Here is a 24,265-nt window from a genome sequence, read left to right as displayed (position 1 = left end):
TTAAGCACATTCCTTAAGAACATCTTTCAATAATGCTGCGTATTCTGAAACAGCCAGACGTGGACCAAATTGCGCTACTACTTGACTAGACACTAAAATTGCCAGTTCTGCTGCTGTTTTTAAACCAAGACCCGCATTAAGTGCATATAAAAAAGCACCCGCGAACGCATCGCCAGCACCATTGGCATCCACTGCAGTTACAGCACGACCCGGTACAGTGAAGGTTTCACCATTATTGGAAATAAGCGCACCCTCAGCTGACATTGTAATGACAACGTATTGGCTTAATTCTTTAAGTTTAGCCAAAGCTGCTTCGATGGTATCTGTTTCAGTATACATCAATGCTTCTTGCTGGTTGCAGAACAAGAGATCTACGCCATCTGCAATCATTTCATCCAGACCGGCACGAGCATATTGCACCATCGCAGGGTCAGAAAGAGTGAATGCGATTTTAACCCCATTGGCTTTGGCAATTTCACGTGCTTGTTTTACGGCCTGACGCGCTGTTTCGGAAGTGGATAGATAACCTTCGATATAGAGCCATTTAGCAGTTGTTAAAGGCTGGAAGTCAATCTGTTCATCTGTGAGTTCAGCAGTAATACCTAAATAGGTATGCATGGTACGTTCAGAATCTGGGCTGACCAGAACCATACAGGTACCTGTTACGCCTTCACTAATCGATTGGGTTGTAGTTTTAATGCCAGCTTCATTTAAGCCATGCAGATAGATATGACCCAAATCATCATTACCGACACGGCAGGCATAGAATGCAGAGCCGCCCAAAGCTGCAAATGCAACTGTAGTATTGGCTGCTGAACCGCCTGAAGCCTGACCTTTATAAGTTTGAGTTGCTTTTAAGTTTTGATACAGAGTAGCCTGAGCTTCACCATCCGCAAGTTGCATGGTGCCTTTTTGCAAGTGATGTGCAGTTAAAAACTCATCAGAAACTTTAAATTCCTGGTCAATCAGCGCATTGCCAATCGCAAAAAGGTCAACAGTAGACATATCCAAATATCACATTAAAAATGAAAGTGCTAAGTTTACACGATTGCTCGGGTTTGCTGTAGTTCACTGAAACATTTTCAGAATACTTTAAAAAATACTGTAACTTATTCAGCTTGAATCTTTGGTCTAAGAATTGGTTTATTTTTAAACGGTAGCGAGTGCAGCCATTGATTTAAAGGTTGGATTTTATTTATAAGATTAAAGTACCAAGCAGTTATACTGGTGCGACATTTGAACAATCATCTAAAACAGTGTGGGTATATGGATATTAAGATTGTAACAGCCGAGCAGCTCCCTGATCAGATTGACACTTTAGCGACACTGGCGCGTAAAGAAGGTTATGACCTGATTGATAAGTTAATTGAAGAATACCGCACTGGAAAAAACTGTTTCAGTCAAAATAATGAATTTCTGGCCTGTGCCTATGATGGCAATAAACTGATTGCCTGTGGCGGCTTAAACCAGCAATGGGGCGATAACGGCATTGAAGAAAGAATTGGCCGGGTACGTCGCTTCTATGTGCATCCAAAATATCGTCAACATGGTGTAGGTAAGCAGCTTCTAGCTTATCTGGAGCAGTTGGCACGACCATTTTATTCAGCACTTTGTTTACAGACCGATACCAAACTGGCCGCCAGTTTCTATCAAAAACAGAACTATGTCTTTGTTGAAAACCACCCGAGTTATAACTATTTCAAGTATATGATCTAGAGATCATTGCCAAACCTGATCATTTAAAAATCAGATGATCAGGTTTACTTAATTCGATCAAAATCCTCGGTTTTCTGCGTGAATAATTCAAACAACTACAGCTATAATGCGAATAATAATTTTTTAATTTAAGCATTAGGAGATCGCATGACTGTAGATGTCACTGAAACCATTTCTCAAACTGTACATCCTGCGTTTCAGTTGGTACGTCAACAACATGTTGAAGCTTTAGACATTTTAGTGTCTGAATATAAGCATAAAGTGACTGGCGCCACCCATTATCATCTGGCGACCAATCATGATGAAAATGTTTTTCTTGTTGCGTTTCGCACTCAGCCAATGGATTCGAAAGGTGAAGCGCACATTCTGGAACATACTGCACTGTGCGGCTCAGAAAAATTCCCGGTACGTGATCCGTTCTTCTTGATGATTCGCCGTTCGCTTAATACTTTTATGAATGCCTTTACAGCGGCAGACTGGACGGCTTATCCATTCGCAACTCAAAATGATAAAGACTTCCAGAATTTATTAGAAGTGTATATGGATGCGGCTTTCGCTGCGAACCTGAATCCGCTGGATTTTGCTCAGGAAGGTATCCGTATTGAGCTGGAAAATGGCGAGCCAGTGTATAAAGGCGTGGTATTTAATGAAATGAAAGGGGCAATGAGTTCACCTTCAGATCAACTTTATCATACTTTGGCGCATCACTTATTCCCGGACACTACCTATCACTACAACTCAGGCGGCGATCCTAAAGATATTCCAAACCTGACTTATGAAGAGTTGGTGAATTTCTATAAAACGCATTATCACCCAAGTAATGCAGTATTTATGACCTTTGGTAATAAATCTGCTGCTGAGTTACAGGAACAGTTTGAAAATCTGGCACTGTCTAAATTTGGAAAAGGTGAAACACTTTATTCAACGCCAGAAACCCGTTTAACTGCGCCACTCAATGTAACAGAAACCTATGCAGTTGATGGGGAAGATCTGAAGGACAAGACTTATCACGTATTGTCATGGTTATTGCCAGAAGCGAGTGATATCAAGTTACGTTTAGGCTTGCGTCTCGTAGAAGGGATTTTGCTGGAAGATTCAGCATCTCCCTTACGTCATTACTTGGAAACCTGTGGTTATGCACAGTCAACTGGCCCATTCATGGGCGTAGATGATTCCAACTTTGAAATGACCTTCTACTGCGCGGTTCAAGGTTCAAACCCTGAACATGCTGAAGAATTCAAAAACGGAGTTTTCAAAGTTCTGGAAGAAGTTGCCTCTAAACCTGTTGATCAACAGGCAGTAGATGCGATCCTACATCAGATCGAATTGCATCAGCGTGAAATCAATGGTGATGGTACACCGTATGGTCTAAGCCTGATTTTAAGCGGCTTAAGCAGTGCAATTCACCATCGTGATCCAGTTGAAGTCTGGGATGTGGACTCTGCAATTGCTTCAGTAAAAGAAGAGTTGCAAGATCCAATGTGGCTGTCGAATCTGATTAAAGATCATCTTTTAGATAACCCGCACCGTGTTCAACTGACTCTGGTTCCGGATGCAAGCAAATCTACCAAAGAAGCGGAAGAAGAAAAAGCACGTCTGGCTGAAATTGGTAAAGCTTTAACTGAAGAGCAAAAAGCAGAGATCAATGCTCAAACTGAAGCGTTAAATATCCGCCAAGATACTCCAGATGATTTGAATCTGTTACCTAAGGTGGGTCTGGAAGATGTGCCTGCGGAATTGCAGATTGTTCAAGGCCAGTTGCGTGAGATTATCTGTAACCGCGTAGATACGCCGTTGAATCTTTATCATGCAGGTACCAATGGGATTTATTACCAACAGGTGTTGGTGAAAATTCCAGATGAAGTGGTGCAATCACCGTATTTCAACCTGTTGTCTATTTTAATGGGTGAAGTTGGTGCGGGTGAATATGATTACCTGCAATTCCAGCAACTGCAAACAGCAGTCAGTGGTGGTCTGGGCATGGGCGCTTCATTGCGTTCTAAAGTGGATGACAAAAACAAGATCAGTGCGTGGCTAACTTTAACGACTAAATCTTTGGCTAGCCATCTGGATGCGATCCGTCTGTTAAAAATCGGTTTCGAGCAGCTACGCTTTGATGAAAAAGGCCGTATTATTGAGTTATTACAACAGCGTAAAACTCGCTGGCAGTCGCGTATTTCCGGTTCTGGTCATAGCTATGCGATGCAAGTAGCATCACGTCAGCATAGTGCTCTAGCCTTGCGTGATTATCATAATACCGGTCTGGGTGCCTTGAACTGGCTGATTAACTTGGTCAATCACGCTGAAAAAGATCCAGCAGCTTATGACGCCATGATTGAGGAATTAAAACGCATTCATGCAGTCTTGCTACAAGCGCCAAAACAATTCCTGTTGGTGTGTGAAGAACAGCAGTCTGAGCGTCTGATTGAAGAAATTCAAAACGTGTGGGACAAACTGGAAGTGAATACTGCACCTGCAGAATTGACTCAGGTTGAAAAAGTTAATCATAGCAATGATGAAGCCTGGTTGATTCAGACTAATGTGCAGTTCTGTGCAGCAGCTTATCCTGCGGTAGAAGTTTCACATCCTGATGCTGCTGCCTTGATGGTATTGGCAGGCTACTTGCGTAATGGTTATCTGCATAGCGCAATCCGTGAAAAAGGCGGTGCTTATGGTGGTGGCGCAAGCTATGACGGAAATGCATGTTCTTTCCGCTTCTATAGTTATCGCGATCCACGCTTAGCAGAGACTTTCCAGGACTTTGATGCAAGTATCCAATGGTTGCTTAACGCACCTCAACAACCGTATCAGCTGGAAGAAGCCATCTTGGGTTTAATTGCCAGTATGGACAAACCGGGGTCACCAGCAGGTGAAGCGATTACTGCCTGTTATGCCTACCTGCATCAACGTACGCCAGCATTCCGTAAACAGCTTCGGGAACGTTTGTTGCATGTCACTTTAGATGATTTGAAACGTGTCGCACAGACTTATCTGGTTGAACAGCAAGCTTCAAAAGCGGTGGTTGCGCCATTTACCAAACGAGAAACTTTAGAACAACTCGGCTTTACAATTCAGCAAGTTCAATAAATAAAAACAATGAGGATAGAGGATGGCGCTTAATTCTATTAAGCGCTCAACTTTGCAGCTGGGCGTTTTGCTTGGCTGTGCAGTTGGGACGCAAGTTAATGCGGAAGATAAAACTGTAGCGAGTAGTCCGATGCCGGCAACGGCGGAGGCTTGCTCTGCGGTTGAAACCAATTCAGAACGCTTGGCCTGTTATGATGCGGTATTTAAAATACCGGCCGATAGTAAGCCAGATATTGTTTCTGAACGGCGTGCAGCCATAGAAATTGCGCCCGAACCTGATAACCTCAAAGCAAAAATTGAACAAACCGTTTCCAATATCTATGCTTCAGAAGGATCAAAGCTGACTCCGACTTTATCCTTGCTGGATAGCCGTTGGGAATTGTCGCCGGAAAGTAAACTGGGTACCTGGAATATCCGTTCCTATCAGCCGATTTATCTGATGCCAGGATTCTGGACTTCCAAGAAAAACGAGTTTCCGCAAAGTGAAAACCCAAATAACACGGTTGAAGAAGACCAGAATTTGACCTCGATTGAGGGGAAATTCCAGTTATCTTTAAAAACCAAGGCGGTTGAAAATATTCTGGGTGATAACGGGGATCTCTGGCTGGGTTATACCCAGTCTTCACGCTGGCAGGTATATAACTCGGAAGAGTCCAGACCATTTCGTGAAACCAATTATGAGCCTGAAGCAAGCCTGATCTTCCGCACCAATTATGATCTGTTTGGTTTGAACTGGCGTATGCTGGGATTGACGCTTAATCACCAGTCTAATGGCCGTTCGGATCCATTATCTCGTAGCTGGAACCGGGTAATGCTGAATCTCGGTTTTGAAAAAGACAACTTCGCCATGATGCTGCGCCCTTGGTATCGTATTGAAGAAGACCGGGCTGATGACAATAATCCCGAGATTAAAAACTATATCGGGCGTGGGGATTTAACTGCATTTTATCGTCATAATGCCCACGATTTTTCCCTGATGTTGCGTCATACGCTAAAAGGTGGAGATGATAACCGTGGTGCGGTACAGTTTGACTGGTCATTTCCGATCAGTGGGCGTCTACGCGGCCAATTCCAGCTCTTTGATGGTTATGGTGAAAGTCTGATTGATTATAATCACCGTGCGACCTATGTGGGCTTGGGTGTATCCTTAATGAATTGGTACTAATCTGTTTCATGTAAAAAACCACGCTTAGGCGTGGTTTTTTTGCTTATACCTATTCATTTAAATCTTAACCAATCTGAATTTCTGAAGGCGGATGTTTAAGACGGCTTTTCTTCGGTGTTGCAATTAAATAGGCAAGGGTCAAAGGTCCTAGACGACCCGCATACATCATCAGCATCAGAATGATTAAACTCGCTGGTTGTAATTCTCCAGTGACACCACGTGTTAATCCAACTGTACAGGCGGCAGAAACTGCTTCAAACAGCAAATCTAAAAAATCATGATCGGGTTCTAGAATGAGTAAACTCATAAAACCGGTCATGACCAGACCTGCAGTAATACACACAACCGCTAAGGCTTTAAAAGTAGTTTTCTCAGAAATAGAATGGTTGAACAAGCGAATTTCATCTTCACGGCGTAAAAAACTGATTACGCTAATGACCACAATAATAAACGTGCCAACTTTAATTCCACCCGCCGTACTTAAGGAACCGCCACCAATAAACATTAAAAAAATGGTGACTAGACTTGAGGCATCGCTCATCTGGTCCATGGGCAGACTATAAAAACCCGAAGAGCGGGGAACAGTGGCATGGAACCAGGCATTGAGTGCCTGATCACCCACGCTCATCAGCGCTAAAGTCTGTGGATTAGACGCTTCGAGTAACCAGAGCACAATAAAAGCACTCAGGTTCAGGCCCATAATCGTCGTTAGAATCAGCTTGCTATTCGGACTGAGCTTGCGCCAGCTTTTATTCTGTTTTACATCCATCAGAACCAGAAATCCGATCCCGCCAATGATATATAGCATGCTGATCGTGAAGGTCACGAAATACTGGCCGGAAAAGCTCATCAAGCTATTCGGGAAAAGAGAAAACCCGCCATTATTAAACGCAGAAACACTATAGAAAGCCGCATAAAACAGCGCTTCACCAAAAGGATAATCTTCCAGCCACGCCAAGGTTAAAATCAGGGTGCCAATTGCTTCAAAAAACAGGGAATATAGGAATACCGCTTTAATGGTAAAACTGACTTTCTTCAAACTGGTCTGGCCAATAGATTCCTGTGCCATCACTTGCTGTCTTAAACCAAGTTTAGGTGACAGGCTCATGAAGGCGAGTATGGCAAAGGTCATAAAGCCGAGGCCACCACATTGCAGCAGGAACATAATCACGACCTGCCCAAAGGGTGTATAAGCTTCACCAACATTGACCACAGATAGCCCGGTAATCGTCACTGCAGAAGTAGCTGTAAAAATCGCCTCTAACCAGCTAATTTCAGTTTGATGGGCAAAGGGCAGCATCAGTAATAAAGAACCAATAAAAATCAGCCCGAGAAAACCTAAGGCCAGCAGACTCGGTGGACTGAGATTGACAATCCTGTTCTGGTTTAAATTTGAGCTTTTCATATGGCCTTAAAATGCTTGGACAAACGGCGTAGAGGGTCCAGCAATCCTTCGACCACCAGAATGTCACCTTCCTTAAGTAATAGTTCAAGATCTACGATATGTTGTATTTCAGTGCCACGTTTATGCAAAAGAACTTTAATTTCGGGAACCTGACTCATTAACTGGTGTAAAGGAGTATCATGATGATCGGCATGAATCTCGATTTTGACAATATAATGATCATCTTCAAGTGACATATAACGGCTAACCATCGGGTAGCTGAGTGATTGTGCCACACGGACGCCCATATCTTCTTCAGGGTGAATAATTTTTTCGACGTTCAGATGAGTCAAAATCATATGGTGGGCTTTAGATTTGGCTTTGGCCCAGATTTTCTTTACACCCATATTTTTTAGATGCAGTACACACAGAATGCTGGCTTCAATATCTTCACCAATCGCGACTACGACTGCTTCACAGCGCTGGATATCCAGTTCATCCAGGACATGCTCATCGGTTGCATCGGCAATCACCGCATGGGTAAGCTGATCGGAAATATTTTCCACATATTTTTTGTCGAGATCGATTCCAATCACATCATGTTTCAGGCTGATCAGTTGAGTCGCCACTGTTGCACCGAAGCTGCCCAGCCCAATGACTGCAAATAATGCCATGCATATTTCCTTAAATCTTTTTTATTTCAAATCAGTTCATGTCTAAGTACGTATCTTAAAGATTTTTATAGTTTTCAGCTATCTGGCCTTACATAAATACTTCATACATTTTTTTAGCTGGACATAAAAAAACCGCCTCGAAAGGCGGTTTATATCAAACTGATTATTTCAAGAAACGCTGATAACCTAGGTTGTTGGTGATTTCTTCATATGGATAAGTAATGCTTTCCAATGTCTCAATCAAACCATCTGGATTTTGCTGGGCATCTTCTGCTTCCAGGCCGACCAGTACGCGACCTTCTGCAGCACCGTGGTTACGGTAATGGAACAGGGTGATGTTATGCGTTGGGCCAAGACGTTCTAGGAACATTAGCAGGGCACCTGGACGTTCCGGGAATTCCACGCGGAACAGGCGTTCATTTTCAATATCGGCATGACCGCCAATCAGGTAACGGATATGTAGTTTTGCGACTTCGTCATCAGACAGATCATCAACATCGTAGTCGAATTTCAGGTTTTCATAGATTTCCTGACGTTCTTTTTCACCATTTTTCAGGCTGATACCGACAAAGACCTGAGCTGCAGAAGCATCACTTGAACGGTAGTTAAACTCTGTGATATTACGGCCTTGTAGTGCACGGCAGAATTTCAGGAATGAACCTTTTTCTTCTGGAATAGTTACGGCAAAGATAGCTTCTTTGCGTTCGCCGAGTTCTGTACGTTCGGCAATATAGCGCAGACGGTCGAAGTTCATGTTCGCACCGCAAACAATCGATACGATGTTTTTGCCTTCAATGCCGTGTTCTGCTACATATTTTTTGATACCAGCCAATGCCATTGCACCAGATGGTTCTACGATGCTACGGCATTCATCATAAGTATCTTTAATTGCTGCACAGACTTCATCGGTATTGACCAGTACCACATCAGGTTCAACAATTGGGCCAGAATTATCTGATTTTTGCAGACGGATCACATCAAATGGTTTTTCACCAATTTGTGCCACCGCAGTACCATCGGCAAATAAACCGACAGATGGAAGAATCACACGTTCATTGGCTTCTAAGGCCGCTTTTAAGCACGCGGATTCATCATATTCCACAGGAATAACTTTGACATGCGGAGCAACATCTCCCAAGTACGCTGCAACACCGGCAATCAGGCCACCACCACCAACAGCAACGAAGACATATTCTACATCGCGCCATTGACGCAGGATTTCATTGGCAATCGTACCTTGACCTGCCATCACCAGTTCGTCGTCATAAGGCGGAATGAAAGTCATGCCATCTTCTTGGGCACGCTGAATGGCATATTTGTTGGCAACGTCAAATGAATCACCATGTAATACTACTTCACCCCCTAAACGTTTTACTGCTTGGACTTTAATGTCGGGCGTGGTCTTTGGCATCACAATAATCGCGCGAATACCCAGCTTTTTCCCTGACAGTGCCACGCCTTGTGCATGGTTGCCTGCTGAAGCTGTGATAACGCCACGTTCGAGTTGTGATTTCGGTAATTGACTAATACGGTTATAGGCACCGCGTAGTTTAAATGAAAAGACCGGTTGTAAATCTTCACGTTTAAAGCGAATGTTATTATTTAAGCGTTCGCTAATTCGTGGCGCTGCTTCGAGTGGGGTTTCGATTGCAACATCGTAGACCGTTGCTTGTAAAATTTGTCGAACCAAACGAGACAGCATGTTAATTTTCCATCTAACAGTTTAAAATAAGACTCTATTGTAACAAACCACACGGCTTTGCGGTTTAAAATTACTGCAAAAGTCCAAATTAGTTGAGTGATGTCATGAGTCTATATGCAACCCAAGATGAGAAAAAACAAGCTGCAGCCAAAGCGGCTTTAAAACACTTACCAAAAGGGGGCATTTTAGGCGTAGGTACAGGTAGTACCGTTAACTTTTTAATTGACCTTTTACCAGAACTGCAATTGGAAGCTGCTGTTGCAAGTTCTGAAGCGACTGCACAGCGTCTGAAAAAATTAGGCATTGAAGTGGTTGATATGAATAGCGTGGGCGGTTTAGATGCCTATGTCGATGGTGCTGATGAAATTGACCGTCATATGCACATGATCAAAGGTGGTGGTGCTGCACTGACACGTGAAAAAATCGTGGCGTCGATTGCGAAAAAATTCGTATGTATCGTCGATGATTCGAAATGGGTAGAGCAGTTGGGTCGTGATTTCCCATTACCTGTTGAAGTGATTCCAATGGCACGTTCAGCAGTCGCACGTAAGTTGGTGGCGTTAGGTGGTGATCCTGCTTACCGTGAAGGTGTAGTGACTGATAATGGAAATGTTATTTTGGATGTGCATAACCTGAATATTCTGAATGCGCTTGAGCTGGAAAAAACGATTAATGACATTCCAGGCGTCGTATGTAACGGTATTTTCGCGATCAATAAAGCTGATATTGCGATTGTTGCGACCAATAATGGTATTGAAGAGCGTACAGCGATTTAAGAAATCCTCCCTGACCCTCCTTTTTCAAAGGAGGGAAAAGTCTTTAATTTGATAAAGCTCCTCAAAACTTCTATAAGTTTGAACTTCCCCCTTTATTAAAGGGGGATCGAGGGGGATTAGTAAAATAACGATTAAATATAAAAAATGACCCTAAACGACCTGCCCGAAATCCAAATCACCCGAAATGTTCGCTCAACACGTCTCAGACTGCGTGTAGAGGGTGATCAAATCCGTTTAACCGCACCTGTATTTTGTAGCAAAAAACAGATTCAGAATTTTATTGACCAAGCGGAAAGCTGGCTACTCAAAACCTGGAAATTGCAGCAGGAAAAAAATCAAAGTATTGATAGATCCTTACCAGCAGAATTGCAGCTTTTCAATCAGGCTCAGCCAATCCAGATCGTGTATCAAAGTCAGAAGCAGAACTTCCTTTTTGATGCTGAAATATTACAGTTGTCGATTAGTGATCGAAATCCTGAAGGATATTTAAAAGCTTTTATTATTTCTTATGCCAAAGAGCAGCTGTCTGTTTATCTGAACAAAGTAAGTCAAGAAACAAGATTATCATTTAACATTTGTAATGTTCGCCAGCCGAAAACACGATGGGGCAGTTGTTCGGCCAAACATGACATTATGCTAAATAGCGGCATCATTTTATTTTCTGAAAAAATCGTGCGTTATTTATGTGTGCATGAACTGGCCCATACCCGGCATTTTGACCATAGTCCTCGTTTTTGGGCGGAAGTGGCCAAGCATGATCCAAATTATTTAATTCACCGTAAAATTCTGAAAAATACTGTGATGCCATATTGGTGGGCAGCTTAAGAATATCTTTAAAGGAACGAGGATAGTATTTATTTACTTCCAAATAGCCTAAGCAATAGGTATCATCCTCTCAAATTTTTTAAAAACACTCAAAATAAAAGGGTAAATAAAAAACCATCAATCCCTAGTGAAACAGTTTAGAAAACCTCAAGTTCCTGTCATACTACAGCCCATAAAGGAAACATCTAGTTTGAGGTAATCATCGTGATTTCAGTGGGTATTGTGGGTGGTACAGGTTATACAGGCGTTGAACTTTTACGTCTATTACTGCGACATCCGAATGTAGAGGTTAAAGCACTGACATCACGTACTGAAGCAGGCCGTCGCGTTGACGATATGTTCCCGAGTCTGCGTGGACATACGGATCTTCAGTTTTCTGACCTCAGCCTTGATCTTTTAAAAGCATGTGATGTGGTATTTTTCGCGACACCACATGGGGTTGCCATGAAACATGCTGAAGAACTTGTCGCAGCCAATACCAAGGTAATTGACCTTGCAGCGGATTTCCGTTTGCAAACTTTGGCACAGTTCGAAAAATGGTATGGCATGGAACATGCTTGCCCAGAAGTGTTAAGAGATTCTGTTTATGGTCTATCTGAGCTTAACCGTGACAAGATCAAACAGGCAAGTGTGATTGGTAATCCGGGCTGTTATCCAACGACGGTTCAGCTTGGTTTGGCACCAGTTTTAAAGGCGGCAGAAGCTTTGGTAAAACCAGAAAGCATTATTATCGATGCAAAATCTGGGGTATCAGGTGCGGGCCGTAAAGCCAGCCTGGGCATGATCTATTCTGAAAATGCTGATAACTTTAAGGCTTATGGCGTTGCAGGTCACCGTCACCATCCTGAAATCGTAGAAGCATTAGAAAACATTTCAGGTCAAAAAGGCGTGTTTGACCATATCCTGTTTGTGCCACATCTGGTGCCGATGATTCGTGGGATGTTATCAACGATTTATATCGATTTGACTGAAGCAGGTCAGGCAGCTGACTTGCAGTCACTGTACGAGCAGTTCTATGCCAATGAACAGTTTGTTGATGTAATGCCAGCAGGCAGTTCACCAGAAACCCGTTCGGTGCGTGGTGCTAACCAGTTGCGTATTGCACTATACAAACCACAACCAGCCAAACTGGTGATTCTGGTGGCTCAGGACAATCTGGTCAAAGGTGCAGCTGGTCAGGCAGTACAGAACATGAACCTGATGTTTGGCTTTGCAGAAAATGCAGGCTTGAATAATATTGGTTTATTACCATAAAAAACGTATTAGAACTTCACACACATTTAGATTTGGATTTAAATGTTTGTCTTGAACAAAGTATACAGAGATCAAAATGCCGAATAATGAGTCAAACATGACGATCCAGGAACCCTCTACAAAGAAACCATTGATGAAAGGCAATACACCTTTGGTAATCGGTGCTGCTGTGTTGATTCTGGGTAGTGGCTTGCTGGGCTATACGGTCGGGCATCGGCAAGGTTTGACTGCGGTAGGTTTTGAGGCGGATGCGGAACAACTGGTTGAAGTGGTACAAAAACAGAAAACTAGTCTGGAAACACTGAATAAATCTCTGAATACAGCGGTTCAGGAACGTGATTTGGCCGTTAGTAATGCCAATGATCTTTATCTGGCTGCAAATAAGGCGCGTGATGCCCAGGAGCAGGCTGAAAGCGTTGGTACGATCTACCGCGAGATCTTGCGTCAACGCGGTGGTTTAGCATTGACAGTTCAACATCTGGGGATTAAGGCATTGCCTGATAATGCCTTCGAATACCAGATTGATCTGGTTCAGGTCAGCCCGGGCAAAAATCGTGCTTCTGGTACAGTGGAACTGCGCTTGATTAAGGGTACTGAAATTCTGGTCGTGCCGCTTGAAGATAAAAACTTTAATTTTGACAATTACGAACGTTTGACTGGTCGCTGGACCATGCCTAAAGGTTTTAAACCAGAATTTATTGAAGTGCGCCTCTCAGGGACTAAGCCTGTGATTCGCCGTTTTAGCTGGGATCAGGGGAAAGCTGTTGAAAGCCAGTCAACAGTCCTGTCAGAGATTCCAAAAACTGAAGCAAATGCAAATTAAGTGTGAAATAGAAATCGTATGCCAAGCAATAAACGTCCAAAATGTTTAAGTGAGATCAAAAATTCTTTTTACGAGTCCGGCATGGTTGATTGGCATATTAGCCCGCGTTTAACAGACGAGCCTTTTCACGATGATGACGCTGACCTTGCAGTCCAGACTGCACCTCCTGAACTGAAGCGTCCACCGATGTATGCAGTGGTATTATTGAATGACGACTACACTCCCATGGAGTTTGTAATTGAAATTTTACAACAATACTTTGCAATGAATCTTGACCAAGCTACACAAGTAATGCTAACTGTACATTATGAAGGAAAAGGTGTAGCTGGGGTCTATCCTCGAGACATTGCGGAAACCAAAGCGAACCAAGTCAATAATTACGCTCGATCTCAAGGTCATCCTTTACTTTGCCAGATTGAGCCGAAAGATTAAGGGGGTTGCATGCTCAGTCGTCAATTAGAAGTATCACTACGTTTGGCTGTCAGCATGGCTCGTCAAAAGAGACATGAGTTCCTGACCGTAGAACATTTATTATTAGCTTTACTCGACAATGATTCTGCCGTGAATGCCTTAAAAGCATGTGGTGCAGATATTATCGTTTTGCGTAAAGAATTAGAAGAGTACGTAGAACAACATACCCCTAAACTCGGTGAAAATAGTGATCAGGCACCTCATCCTACAGAAAGTTTTGACCGGATTTTGCAACGTGCAATTTTCCATGTTCAATCCAGTGGCGGTGATCGTACTGTAGAAGGCGCCGATATTCTGGTTGCGATGTATTCTGAGCGTGATTCTTTTGCGGTTTATCTGCTTAAACGTCATCAGATTAACCGTCTGACTTTAACCCAGTACCTTTCTCATGGTACACGTAAAGACGAAGTACAGTCTGAAGAAGAAATTGAAGAACTGGACGGTGAATCGGCTTCTTCCAATAATTCTGGTCCGCTAGAGTTATATACGACAAACCTGAATCAGGAAGCTCAACGCGGCAAGACAGATCCATTGATTGGCCGTGAAAAAGAAATTGAGCGTGCAGCACAAATTCTTTGCCGCCGTCGTAAAAATAATCCCTTACTTGTCGGTGATCCAGGTGTAGGTAAAACTTCAATTGCTGAAGGCCTAGCTTGGTTAATTGTCAATGGCAAGGCACCTAAGCCACTGGAAAATGCTGAAATCTATAGCCTAGACATCGGCGCACTGGTGGCGGGAACTAAATACCGTGGTGATTTCGAAAAGCGTTTAAAACAACTATTAAATGCCTTGAAGAAAAAACCGGATGCAGTACTGTTCATTGATGAAATTCATATGATCATCGGTGCAGGTTCAAGCATGGGCAGCACCATGGATGCATCGAATCTAATCAAGCCTGCATTGGCAAATGGTTCATTGCGTTGCATCGGTTCAACCACATTCCAGGAATACCGTCAGGTCTTTGAAAAAGATCATGCCTTGTCACGTCGGTTCCAAAAAATAGATGTGAATGAGCCTTCGATTACAGAAACAATTGATATCTTGCGTGGCCTGAAATCTAAATTTGAAGATTTCCACCATGTACAGTATGACGATCAGGCACTGGTTTCTGCGGTTGAGCTGTCAGCGAAATTTATTAATGACCGTTTCTTGCCAGATAAAGCGATTGACGTGATTGATGAAGCCGGTGCACAACGCCGTTTGAAAGCTGAGCAAGACGACAGCCTGATTACGGTTGAAAATATCGAAGACATTGTGTCCAAGATTGCTCGTATTCCACCGAAAACGGTTTCTAAAGATGACAAGTCTGTACTGGAGAACCTTGAGCGTGATCTGAAACGTGTAGTCTTCGGCCAGGATGAAGCAATTGAAGCTTTGGCTTCTGCGATCAAACTGTCACGTGCGGGTCTGAAATCGCCTGATAAGCCAGTGGGTAGCTTTGTATTCGCAGGTCCAACGGGTGTAGGTAAAACTGAAGTCACCAAGCAATTGGCGAAAATTCTGGGTGTAGAGCTGGTACGTTTTGACATGTCCGAATACATGGAACGTCACGCAGTCTCTCGTCTGATCGGTGCGCCTCCAGGTTATGTCGGTTTTGACCAAGGCGGTTTACTGACCGATGCGATTCACAAAAATCCGCATTGTGTATTACTTCTAGATGAGATCGAAAAAGCGCATCCGGATGTATTTAATCTGTTATTACAAATCATGGATCATGGTTCATTAACGGATAATAATGGTCGCAAATCCGATTTCCGTAATGTGGTGCTGGTTCTAACGACTAATATTGGTGCGGAAAGTATTTCCCGTGTCAGCATTGGTTTCATGGAACAGGATAACAGTAATGACAACCAGGAAGCGATGAAGAAAGCGTTCTCGCCAGAATTCCGTAACCGTCTGGACGGCGTGATTCAATTCAAGGCATTGCCGAATACCATTATTGAAAATGTCGTGGATAAATTCCTGACTGAACTTCAGGCACAACTGGATGAGAAGAAAGTGGTGCTGGAGGTGGATCAAAGCGCACGTGAGTGGATGGCTGAAAATGGCTATGATCGCTTGATGGGTGCTCGACCAATGCAGCGTCTGATTCAGGAACATCTGAAAAAACCACTGGCTGAAATGATCCTGTTTGGTGAACTGGCTGAAAATGGTGGTAACGTTTCAGTTTCTGTGAAGAAAGAAAATGGTAAGTCTGTCGGTCTGAAACTTGAAGTCTTCGAAGATCAGACTGCTGAACCAGCTTAATCATTGAATAGATCATCATCAGACCCGTGTTCGCACGGGTTTTGTTGTTTTATTTGCCCTTAATTTATGTGCTCTTGGTTTAAAGAGTTTCTGATTTAGCGAAATATATGGATATCCAGATTAGCAAGCTTTTAACCACGTTTTTTCTGTTTTTATTAACGGCATTGATGGAAATCTTGGGCTGTTATTTTCCCTACCTGATTCTAAATCAGGCGAAGAGCAAGTGGTTATGGGTTCCGACGGCATTAGCCTTAGCTGCGTTCGTCTGGCTTTTGACTTTGCATCCGGCGGCTTCTGGACGTATTTATGCTGCCTATGGGGGCATCTATATTTTCTCAGCATTGATGTGGCTGAGATTCGTTGATCAGGTCAGCCTTTCACGTTGGGACCTGCTTGGGGGAATCGTGGTCATTCTAGGTGCATTAATTATTATTTTACAGCCGCAAGGTTTGATCCGTTGACCGTCTGTTTATATTTATCAAAATATAAAAGGCAGCTAAAGCTGCCTTTATTGATTCTAGACAAGATTATTTTACATTACAGTCTTTCTGGGAGAGGTCAACATTATAAGTGTGTGTTTGGGAGCTGAGACTAAGTTCGATTTTATAAGGATTGACGATCTGATAGCGATGTTCAAAAAAGATCTGACAGTTATTTAGAAGATTATTACGAATCACTTTAAGAACTTCTTTACGGCCTAAGTCTTTCTCAAACTGGCTAAAGTCGGGTGTCGTGATCATGCCTTTAAGCGTGGTTTTATTGGCTGTAAGTTGTAACTGCTCTATGATTGTATTCTGATCGATCTGTAGCGGTAAAGTCTTGGAATCTTCCGCACTTAGCACGGTAAGCAGCTCGTTCAGCTCAGCTTTTTTCTCAATTTTAAACTTGCTGTCCAGAATGCCTTTTCCTTGGAGATACTGGTCGAATTCAGAAGCATACACCGGTAAAGCAGCACTACTAAAACCTGCCAGGAGTGCCAAAGTCCAATATTTTTTTTGCATTGTATCGCATCACTTTTTATGTCATTTCAATTCTGATTATAAGAGCTGAAACAAAAAAAGCACCAGAGATTGGTGCTTAATTTGTGAAGATTTTTTGAAGGAATCAGTCTTTTTTCAGGTTTTCATTCAACAGGAATTCAACCAGTGCTTTTTGTGCATGAAGGCGGTTTTCTGCTTCATCCCAAACCACAGCATTTTTGTGGTCCAGCATGTTTTCAGAAATTTCTTCACCACGATGCGCAGGTAAGCAATGCATGAACAGGCAGTCTGGGTGTGCAAGATCCATTAGGCGTTCATTCACCTGATAATCTGCAAAAGCTTTTTCACGGATTTTCTGTTCTTCTTCCTGGCCCATACTTGCCCAAACGTCAGTGACAATCAGGTCAGCATTGACTGCTGCATCTTCAGCAGTATCGACCAGTTCTACACAGTGTGCGAATTCAGACAGGAACTGTTCTTGAGGCTCATAGCCTTTCGGTGCTGCAACTTTTAGCTTGAAGCCCCACATGTGCGCTGCTTCGATATAAGAGTTACACATATTATTGCCATCGCCGATCCAGGCAACAGTTTTACCTTCGATCGAACCGCGATGTTCCAGATAAGTCTGCATGTCAGCAAGTAACTGGCAAGGGTGATGATCATCAGTCAAAGCGTTGATCACTGGAACTTTTGAATAAGAAGCAAAACGTTCTACGATATCGTGACCGAAAGTGCGGATCATCACAATATCCAGCATGCTGGAAATCACACGTGCAGAATCTTCAATTGGCTCACCGCGACCCAGTTGGGTATCGCGTGAAGACAGGAAAATTGCGCTACCACCAAATTGGCTCATGCCAGCTTCAAACGAAACACGCGTACGGGTACTCGATTTTTCAAAAATCATGCCCATCACTTTACCAACAAATGGTTGGAACACTTCATTGTTATGCTGTTTGCGCTTAAGCTCAATTGCGCGTTGCAAAATCTGGTTAAGTTCTAAAGTTGATAAATCGCGTAAGGTGAGAAAGTGACGGAGAGCCATTCGTTACTCCACAATAATTGCCGAAAAACTCGATCAACAATCAGTTGTTGGTTAGTTTAAGAAAAAATACGGAATCGGCTAATATACTATAAGCAATGAAAAATGCAAAAAAAACTAGACTTTTTGATGACCGTCTAAAAATCGATCCACACAATAACTGATGTATTTGTCGATTTCCTGATCATCTTCCTGTACCGGAATTCCCATCAGAATCCGCCATTCCAGATTACGCAAGATGCCAAAATATAACTGGGCCGAATATTGCGGATTCTCGCAATGCAATAAACCTTGCGCATCTGCTTGTTCTAAAGCCGTGGCAATCGCACTTTGTACATGTACTGGGCCTCGTTCATGAATATGCTGCGCGAGTTCCGGATTACGCTGACTCTGTTCCAGCACCAGACGCATAAAGGCTGAATTTTCCGGTTGCATGATCTGATGATAAAAATTAAGCAGCGTATGTACCAGATAACTACGAAAATCCAGAGCCATCAGCTCGATCGGAATACTGATATCTTCAAAAAACTTGATACGACGATAATCGCAAATGGCCTTAAACAAGCCTTCTTTGTTGCCAAAGTACTTGTAAATAGAAGCCTTGGAACCGCCTGCATGCTGGACGATATCATCCAGAGAGACAGCATCATAACCGCGTTCCAGAAACAGCTCGGTTGCACTGATCAGCAGTGCAATACAGCGCTCATGACCACGTTTGGTCTGCGGCAGATCTTTGGCGAGCGGTTCTAGGGCGAGGTCTTGCATAGGAGATAATACATCTACAAGTCAATAATGATTGAAATCGCATCATAGCAAATATATGCGCATATTTCATAATCGCACCGAAAAAGTGCAGTATTTGCCCCATTAGCTAAAGCAAAACTTAAAAATTTGACTAAAGTTTTAGAGTATTTGTTCTATCGGGTTATGGAATGAGCAAGCCAAATGAGTATACTCGAATTTCAATAATTATAGCCAAGACTGTGGAAAAGGAAGATGACAGAACAAATGTCTGCAGGTTTAAGATTTAGACAAGCGCTTGAAGTCGAGAAACCATTGCAAATTATGGGCACGGTAAATGCCTATGCTGCCATGATGGCCAAACAAGTCGGTTATAAAGCCATTTATTTATCAGGTGCGGGTGTCGCGAATTATTCTTACGGTTTGCCTGATCTGGGCATGACCAGTCTGGATAATGTTCTGGAAGATGTACGCCGCATTACTGAACGTGTAGATACACCCTTACTGGTTGATATTGATACAGGCTGGGGCGGTGCATTTAACATCGCACGTAGCATCAAGCAGATGATTGCTGCTGGCGCTGCAGCTGTGCATATCGAAGACCAGGTTGCGCAAAAGCGTTGTGGTCATCGTCCGAATAAGGAAATTGTGACCCAACAGGAAATGGTTGACCGGATCAAGGCGGCAGTCGATGCTAAAACCGATTCAAACTTTGTGGTGATGGCACGTACCGATGCATTACAGAAAGAAGGTCTGCAGGCAGTGATTGACCGTGCTTGTGCCTGTGTCGAAGCAGGTGCAGATGCCATTTTTGCTGAGGCAATGACGGATATTACGATGTATCGCACCGTATGTGATGCAGTTGGTGTCCCAGTATTGGCCAATATTACCGAATTTGGTGATACCCCATATTACACCACTGAAGAACTGGCTGAGCAGGGTATTCGCATGGTACTTTACCCGCTATCAGCCACCCGTGCGATGCAAAAAGCGGCACTGGAAGTGATGCGCTCAGTGCGTGAAAATGGTACACAGGTGCATGTTCTGGATAAAATGCAACCGCGTAAAGAATTATACGAATTTTTAGATTATCACAGCTTCGAAAACACATTAGATAAACTGTTCAAGCAGGAGAATTAAAACAATGGCTGAAGGAAAAGTACTCACTGGCGCAGGATTGCGCGGACAAGTCGCAGGCAAAACTGCACTTTCAACAGTAGGCAAAAGTGGTGCAGGCCTGACCTATCGCGGCTATGACGTACAGGATCTGGCAGAAAACTGTCAGTTTGAAGAAGTCGCTTACCTGATTTTCTTTGGTGAATTACCAACTTCAGAACAGTTGGCAGCCTATAAAGCAAAACTGAAATCTTTGCGTGTACTGCCACAAGCATTGAAAGAAGTACTTGAGCGCATTCCAGCGGACTCACATCCAATGGATGTGATGCGTACTGGCGTATCGATGCTGGGCAACCTTGAAACTGAACAGTCTTTTGATCAGCAACAGGATGTTGCAGACCGTATTCTGGCGACGCTACCAGCAATTATCTGCTATTGGTATCGCTATAGCCATGACGGCGTACGCATTGATGAAAATACCGATGATGATTCAATCGGTGCTCAGTTCCTTCATTTGCTACATGGCAAGAAGCCAAATCAGCTGCATGAACAGGTGATGAATGTATCCCTGATTCTGTATGCAGAGCATGAATTTAATGCTTCAACCTTCACAGCGCGTGTTTGTGCATCAACTTTGTCTGACCTGCATTCATGTATTACCGGCGCAATTGGTTCACTACGGGGTCCATTACACGGCGGTGCCAACGAAGCGGCAATGGACATGATTGAAAACTGGAAATCTCCAGAAGAAGCCGAGCGCGAAATGCTGGGCATGCTGGAGCGTAAAGAAAAAATCATGGGCTTTGGTCATGCGATCTATAAAGACAATGATCCGCGTAATGGCATTATCAAGCAGTGGTCTGAAAAACTGGCAAAAGATGTGGGTGATACTGTGCTCTATCCAGTATCAGTACGTTGTGAAGAAGTGATGTGGCGCGAGAAAAAACTGTTCTGTAACGCAGACTTTTTCCATGCTTCTGCTTATCACTTTATGGGTATTCCAACCAAACTGTTTACGCCAATCTTTGTGATGTCACGCGTCACAGGTTGGGCGGCGCATGTGATGGAACAACGTGCAGATAACCGGATTATCCGTCCGAGCGCGGATTATACCGGTCCAGAATTACGTAAAGTGGTTCCAATTGCTGAACGCACTTCTGCTGCGTAAGCCAGAGATATTCTAAATATAAAAAATAAGGTCTCCACGAGACCTTATTTTTTTTCTGATTATTTATTGACGTTGGTTTAACGACTTAATAATGCTGGATCTTCAATATGATAACCGGTTTCGAATGGGAGGCCTAAGTATTTTACCGTCACCAGTATTTTATTCTGTTTCGGTACTTTATAAGTCTGGTTTAATCTTAAATCTGCTTTATAGCTGAATGCTTGTTGAACAGGACTTTTATACTGGCCAGATTGCACTCGATATTGATAAGTCCATTTTGGGACTTTCTGTTTAGGGTCATGCCATGCAGGGGCGGTACCTTTGCTGGTCTTTAATAGCTTAAGCTGGATGGCTTGCTTTCTCAGTGGTACCAGCGGAATTAGTCGCTTTTTAATTTTGGCAATTTCCTGGTTAAACTTACGGCTGTCCTGATCGTAGTCAATCTGCTTGGTTTTTGGATTGATATACAGGGAGTTCACCTGAATTAACTGATTCGGTGTTTTAGATTTAAAATTATAATAATACAGTTGAGGCAAGCGTCCGCGACCATCGAGATAATGCCGCAACAGATAAAGTTTCTGGTCTTTGACTTCATAACCCAAAACTTCAATATTCTGTGGGCCACCAACAGTGGCGAAAGCGGATACAGGAATACCAAGGGCGAGCAAAAGGGCTGCAATTCTTATTTTCATCACTGATCAGGCCTCATTAAAAAAACGTGCTTTTATAGAAATAATTTAACTATAAATACAGTAGAAATAATGAAGTTTGATCAGCACTCAATATAAACAGTTTTAGCTTTAGGTGTTGAGTAGATTAATCATGTCATGTGCGATGACGGCTGCCAGTTTATTGAGACGTTCCTGTGGAGTACCTTTAATATAATACTGGAACTGGTGAGTCTGAAGACCATCATAAACAGCGGCAAAGAAAGTACCTTCCGGCTTATCTGGGGTCGCGCTACCGCCTGGTTTAAGCAAGCCTGTACAAGCAATAATCCAGTCAGCTTCCTGAAACATTTTTTTGCCTGCCTCAGCCAGAGCAACCGTTACAGGCATGGATTCAGCTGAATGGGTACTAATCAGATTCGGAGAAATTCCCAAGACATTAATCTTCACAGACGGATCGTAGCACACTAGACCACCCAGCAAGATTTCAGCACCTTCATTTTTGCAAATTGAAAACTGACTGGTTAAATAGCCAGAACTTGCACTTTCAATAAAAGCAATCTTGATGTTTCTTTGTTCCAGCAGGCCACAACATGTTTTAATCATAATGTCTATTTTGTCTTAGAAGGTAATCTTTATTCCAATGTAGTCCCATTTTGCTTTTGTATCAACTGTGAGATTATTTCTTTATTATGATGAAAGGTAAAATATTTTTGTAATTTTAGTATTCCAAACGTAAGTTTGGCAGTTATTGAATTGATTGCTTAATGCTTGGACAATATTTGAAATTAATGGTTTTAACTTGCTCTAATCAGTGGTAAAAATAAAAATAAAGTGCGTAAGGAAAGTAGGTTGTAAGAATGAAAACCACAGTAAAGTATTCCGTATTAAAAAGTCTAGATTATCAACTGGGTACTCCTTTATTTCAGGAAGAAATTGAGGCAGATAGTCAATATTTTGATCAAATCCCAAGCATCATTCACTACCAGAATTTAAAGTTTAAAGTTAAAAGCAAAGAATTAAAGCGTTTATATCTAGCCGAAGAGCAAGAAGAAAGCCAAACCATTATTGTAAAAGTGGTCGCAATCTAAAAATAACTTATTAAAAATAAGCCTCTTAAAATAAGAGGCTTATTTATTGGATAAAGGTCGTTAAAATAAAATTTGATTAGATTTAATAAAAAAATCTAATAATAATTTTAAAAATATAAAGTCAAGGTAAATTGGCAACTGAAAAGGCCTTATTTGTGATTCTATGTAATATATTCTGCTATTTAAAAATGGTTTTTTTCGTTTTTATATTTAATGATCTAATTTTTAGAAAATTAGGTTAAACATGTATAAGAAATTATAATTTTAAATAATCAATAAAATTCAATATTTTATAAATATAATCATATTTTATATAAGTAGCAAAATGTATTTCTAAATTTTATTTTAAATTTAAGTTTATATACAATTTTTTGATTAAGTTATGACTTTAATTGAAAAATAAAATTTATAAAAGATAGAAAGCTTTCAATATGTGTTCATTCTATTATTAAAAGTAATTTATGTTTCTTATAAATCCAGACTTCAATTACTTAACTTACCTTTTTTTACATTGAATTAATATGTAACAGGTAATAACTTGGCGAATTTTTAAAAATAGGTAGAGTAAATATTAAGTCGAAACCTAATCATCGGCGATTTAAAGCAAATAGTAAGGAGTTACATCATGGCTAATAATCAACAGCAAAATCAGCAAGACCAACAGAACCAACAACAACAGCAACAGCAAGACCAACAACGTCAGCAAAACCAGAATCAAAATCAGCAACAGCCGAACCAGCAGCAACAACAGCCGCAGGGACAGCAAAACCAACAGCGTCAGCAGGGCCAACAGGACCAGCAACGCAATCAGCAACAACAGCAACAGCCACAACAAGATAACCAGCAGCAAAATTTGCGTAATCAATAAGATTAGTCAAAGCTGCAGCGTTCATATCTAAGCTGTGTAATCTCTACAAAAAACCGCCTTCTTTAAGGCGGTTTTTTTATTGTTCAGAATAAATCAGCATTGAATATTGGATTTTACTTTATAAAAGTCGAGCGCATTTTTCAGATCTTTCAGTAATTCCTGCTCCTCATATTCTTGTGGCATTAGTTTTATTAGGGCCGGCATATAATGAGTTTTATATTCTTTAGGATAATCCTCACATAAAATATGTGTTCTTTCCTCAAGGCTAATAGTAGAAGAATCTAATTTATCTAAATAAGCACTCAATCGGGCATCTGATTGTTCAAACTGAGCTTTCACTGCTGGATCAGGTTCAGCTGATACATCTGCCTGTTGTTTCTGGCAGCCTGTGATCGCCAATGCCAATAGGGTAATTATGAATAGTGATATTTTCATGGCAACAATATATTGTTATCAGTCGTTGGAAA

General features: G+C 42.1%; 24 protein-coding genes. 14 read left to right on the top strand and 10 right to left on the bottom strand.

Going from position 1 to position 24,265, the window contains the following annotated elements:
* Positions 1 to 1,005: an adenosine kinase gene (locus FTV18_RS04615; RefSeq protein ID WP_180017722.1), complete on the bottom strand. Its 1,005-nt coding sequence runs from the start codon at positions 1,003 to 1,005 to the stop codon at positions 1 to 3.
* A gap of 261 nt (positions 1,006 to 1,266) precedes the next feature.
* On the opposite strand from FTV18_RS04615, the gene FTV18_RS04610 reads away from it, so the two are divergent.
* The 3 genes from FTV18_RS04610 (at position 1,267) to FTV18_RS04600 (ending at position 5,968) form a co-directional block, all read left to right on the top strand.
* Positions 1,267 to 1,716, top strand: a complete 450-nt coding sequence (locus tag FTV18_RS04610; RefSeq protein WP_034170350.1) for a GNAT family N-acetyltransferase — start codon at positions 1,267 to 1,269, stop codon at positions 1,714 to 1,716.
* Positions 1,717 to 1,863: 147 nt separating this feature from the next.
* Complete coding sequence (locus FTV18_RS04605) at positions 1,864 to 4,803, top strand: insulinase family protein (protein ID WP_180017724.1); 2,940 nt, start codon at positions 1,864 to 1,866, stop codon at positions 4,801 to 4,803.
* A 22-nt stretch (positions 4,804 to 4,825) separates the two neighbouring features.
* Positions 4,826 to 5,968, top strand: coding sequence for a phospholipase A (locus tag FTV18_RS04600; RefSeq protein ID WP_180017727.1), 1,143 nt, complete (start codon positions 4,826 to 4,828; stop codon positions 5,966 to 5,968).
* Positions 5,969 to 6,032: 64 nt separating this feature from the next.
* Here FTV18_RS04600 and FTV18_RS04595 read toward each other — a convergent pair whose 3' ends face one another.
* From FTV18_RS04595 to ilvA, 3 genes are all read right to left on the bottom strand, one after another.
* A complete protein-coding gene (locus tag FTV18_RS04595) occupies positions 6,033 to 7,373 on the bottom strand; it encodes a TrkH family potassium uptake protein (RefSeq protein ID WP_004786026.1) in 1,341 nt (446 codons plus the stop codon).
* Complete coding sequence (locus tag FTV18_RS04590; protein WP_180017729.1) at positions 7,370 to 8,026, bottom strand: TrkA family potassium uptake protein; 657 nt, start codon at positions 8,024 to 8,026, stop codon at positions 7,370 to 7,372. The genes FTV18_RS04595 and FTV18_RS04590 overlap by 4 nt, the downstream gene beginning before the upstream one ends.
* Before the next feature lie 163 nt (positions 8,027 to 8,189).
* The gene (ilvA, locus tag FTV18_RS04585; RefSeq protein WP_180017731.1) at positions 8,190 to 9,728 is read right to left on the bottom strand and encodes a threonine ammonia-lyase, biosynthetic; all 1,539 of its coding nucleotides are present in this window, start codon (positions 9,726 to 9,728) and stop codon (positions 8,190 to 8,192) included.
* Between the two features lie 104 nt (positions 9,729 to 9,832).
* Between ilvA and rpiA the strand changes: the two genes are divergently transcribed.
* The 7 genes from rpiA (at position 9,833) to FTV18_RS04550 (ending at position 16,585) form a co-directional block, all read left to right on the top strand.
* Positions 9,833 to 10,504 (top strand): ribose-5-phosphate isomerase RpiA, encoded by a 672-nt coding sequence (rpiA, locus tag FTV18_RS04580; protein ID WP_159122734.1) that lies wholly within the window; start codon positions 9,833 to 9,835, stop codon positions 10,502 to 10,504.
* Positions 10,505 to 10,648: 144 nt separating this feature from the next.
* Positions 10,649 to 11,329, top strand: coding sequence for a M48 family metallopeptidase (locus tag FTV18_RS04575; RefSeq protein WP_180017733.1), 681 nt, complete (start codon positions 10,649 to 10,651; stop codon positions 11,327 to 11,329).
* Positions 11,330 to 11,527: 198 nt separating this feature from the next.
* On the top strand, positions 11,528 to 12,583 hold the full coding sequence (argC, locus tag FTV18_RS04570) for an N-acetyl-gamma-glutamyl-phosphate reductase (RefSeq protein ID WP_180017741.1): 1,056 nt from the start codon (positions 11,528 to 11,530) through the stop codon (positions 12,581 to 12,583).
* 76 nt (positions 12,584 to 12,659) lie between these two features.
* Positions 12,660 to 13,406 carry a DUF6776 family protein gene (locus tag FTV18_RS04565; RefSeq protein ID WP_179992340.1) on the top strand — a complete coding sequence of 249 codons (747 nt, stop codon included), beginning with the start codon at positions 12,660 to 12,662 and terminating at the stop codon, positions 13,404 to 13,406.
* A gap of 18 nt (positions 13,407 to 13,424) precedes the next feature.
* A complete protein-coding gene (gene clpS / locus FTV18_RS04560; protein WP_034170359.1) occupies positions 13,425 to 13,838 on the top strand; it encodes an ATP-dependent Clp protease adapter ClpS in 414 nt (137 codons plus the stop codon).
* Positions 13,839 to 13,847: 9 nt separating this feature from the next.
* Positions 13,848 to 16,124 carry an ATP-dependent Clp protease ATP-binding subunit ClpA gene (clpA, locus tag FTV18_RS04555; RefSeq protein ID WP_034702512.1) on the top strand — a complete coding sequence of 759 codons (2,277 nt, stop codon included), beginning with the start codon at positions 13,848 to 13,850 and terminating at the stop codon, positions 16,122 to 16,124.
* Between the two features lie 107 nt (positions 16,125 to 16,231).
* Entirely contained in the window at positions 16,232 to 16,585 is a 354-nt protein-coding gene (locus FTV18_RS04550; RefSeq protein ID WP_180015523.1) for a YnfA family protein, read from the top strand.
* A gap of 66 nt (positions 16,586 to 16,651) precedes the next feature.
* Here FTV18_RS04550 and FTV18_RS04545 read toward each other — a convergent pair whose 3' ends face one another.
* The 3 genes from FTV18_RS04545 to FTV18_RS04535 form a co-directional block, all read right to left on the bottom strand.
* Positions 16,652 to 17,125: a hypothetical protein gene (locus FTV18_RS04545; protein ID WP_179992341.1), complete on the bottom strand. Its 474-nt coding sequence runs from the start codon at positions 17,123 to 17,125 to the stop codon at positions 16,652 to 16,654.
* Positions 17,126 to 17,228: 103 nt separating this feature from the next.
* Positions 17,229 to 18,149, bottom strand: a complete 921-nt coding sequence (argF, locus tag FTV18_RS04540) for an ornithine carbamoyltransferase (protein WP_004786004.1) — start codon at positions 18,147 to 18,149, stop codon at positions 17,229 to 17,231.
* A 114-nt stretch (positions 18,150 to 18,263) separates the two neighbouring features.
* Entirely contained in the window at positions 18,264 to 18,911 is a 648-nt protein-coding gene (locus tag FTV18_RS04535; protein WP_004646788.1) for a TetR/AcrR family transcriptional regulator, read from the bottom strand.
* 231 nt (positions 18,912 to 19,142) lie between these two features.
* Between FTV18_RS04535 and prpB the strand changes: the two genes are divergently transcribed.
* The gene (prpB, locus tag FTV18_RS04530; RefSeq protein ID WP_180017735.1) at positions 19,143 to 20,027 is read left to right on the top strand and encodes a methylisocitrate lyase; all 885 of its coding nucleotides are present in this window, start codon (positions 19,143 to 19,145) and stop codon (positions 20,025 to 20,027) included.
* Positions 20,028 to 20,031: 4 nt separating this feature from the next.
* Positions 20,032 to 21,171, top strand: coding sequence for a 2-methylcitrate synthase (gene prpC, locus FTV18_RS04525; RefSeq protein ID WP_005235399.1), 1,140 nt, complete (start codon positions 20,032 to 20,034; stop codon positions 21,169 to 21,171).
* A 77-nt stretch (positions 21,172 to 21,248) separates the two neighbouring features.
* Here prpC and FTV18_RS04520 read toward each other — a convergent pair whose 3' ends face one another.
* Both FTV18_RS04520 and FTV18_RS04515 read right to left on the bottom strand, forming a co-directional pair.
* Positions 21,249 to 21,863, bottom strand: a complete 615-nt coding sequence (locus tag FTV18_RS04520; RefSeq protein WP_180017743.1) for an aminotransferase — start codon at positions 21,861 to 21,863, stop codon at positions 21,249 to 21,251.
* Between the two features lie 108 nt (positions 21,864 to 21,971).
* The gene (locus FTV18_RS04515) at positions 21,972 to 22,445 is read right to left on the bottom strand and encodes a CinA family protein (RefSeq protein WP_034702490.1); all 474 of its coding nucleotides are present in this window, start codon (positions 22,443 to 22,445) and stop codon (positions 21,972 to 21,974) included.
* A 254-nt stretch (positions 22,446 to 22,699) separates the two neighbouring features.
* Here FTV18_RS04515 and FTV18_RS04510 point away from each other — a divergent pair, with 254 nt between their 5' ends.
* Both FTV18_RS04510 and FTV18_RS04505 read left to right on the top strand, forming a co-directional pair.
* Positions 22,700 to 22,930 carry a hypothetical protein gene (locus FTV18_RS04510; protein WP_180017737.1) on the top strand — a complete coding sequence of 77 codons (231 nt, stop codon included), beginning with the start codon at positions 22,700 to 22,702 and terminating at the stop codon, positions 22,928 to 22,930.
* Positions 22,931 to 23,555: 625 nt separating this feature from the next.
* Complete coding sequence (locus tag FTV18_RS04505; RefSeq protein WP_034705379.1) at positions 23,556 to 23,798, top strand: hypothetical protein; 243 nt, start codon at positions 23,556 to 23,558, stop codon at positions 23,796 to 23,798.
* 93 nt (positions 23,799 to 23,891) lie between these two features.
* On the opposite strand, the gene FTV18_RS04500 is transcribed toward FTV18_RS04505, so the two are convergent.
* The gene (locus FTV18_RS04500) at positions 23,892 to 24,233 is read right to left on the bottom strand and encodes a hypothetical protein (protein WP_175967532.1); all 342 of its coding nucleotides are present in this window, start codon (positions 24,231 to 24,233) and stop codon (positions 23,892 to 23,894) included.
* Positions 24,234 to 24,265: the final 32 nt, after the last annotated feature.

Origin of the sequence: Acinetobacter sp. YH12241 (assembly GCF_013417535.1) — a bacterium.
GTDB lineage: Bacteria > Pseudomonadota > Gammaproteobacteria > Pseudomonadales > Moraxellaceae > Acinetobacter.
Note: the sequence above shows the minus strand (reverse complement) of the source record. Positions and strands in the feature narration are given on the sequence as shown.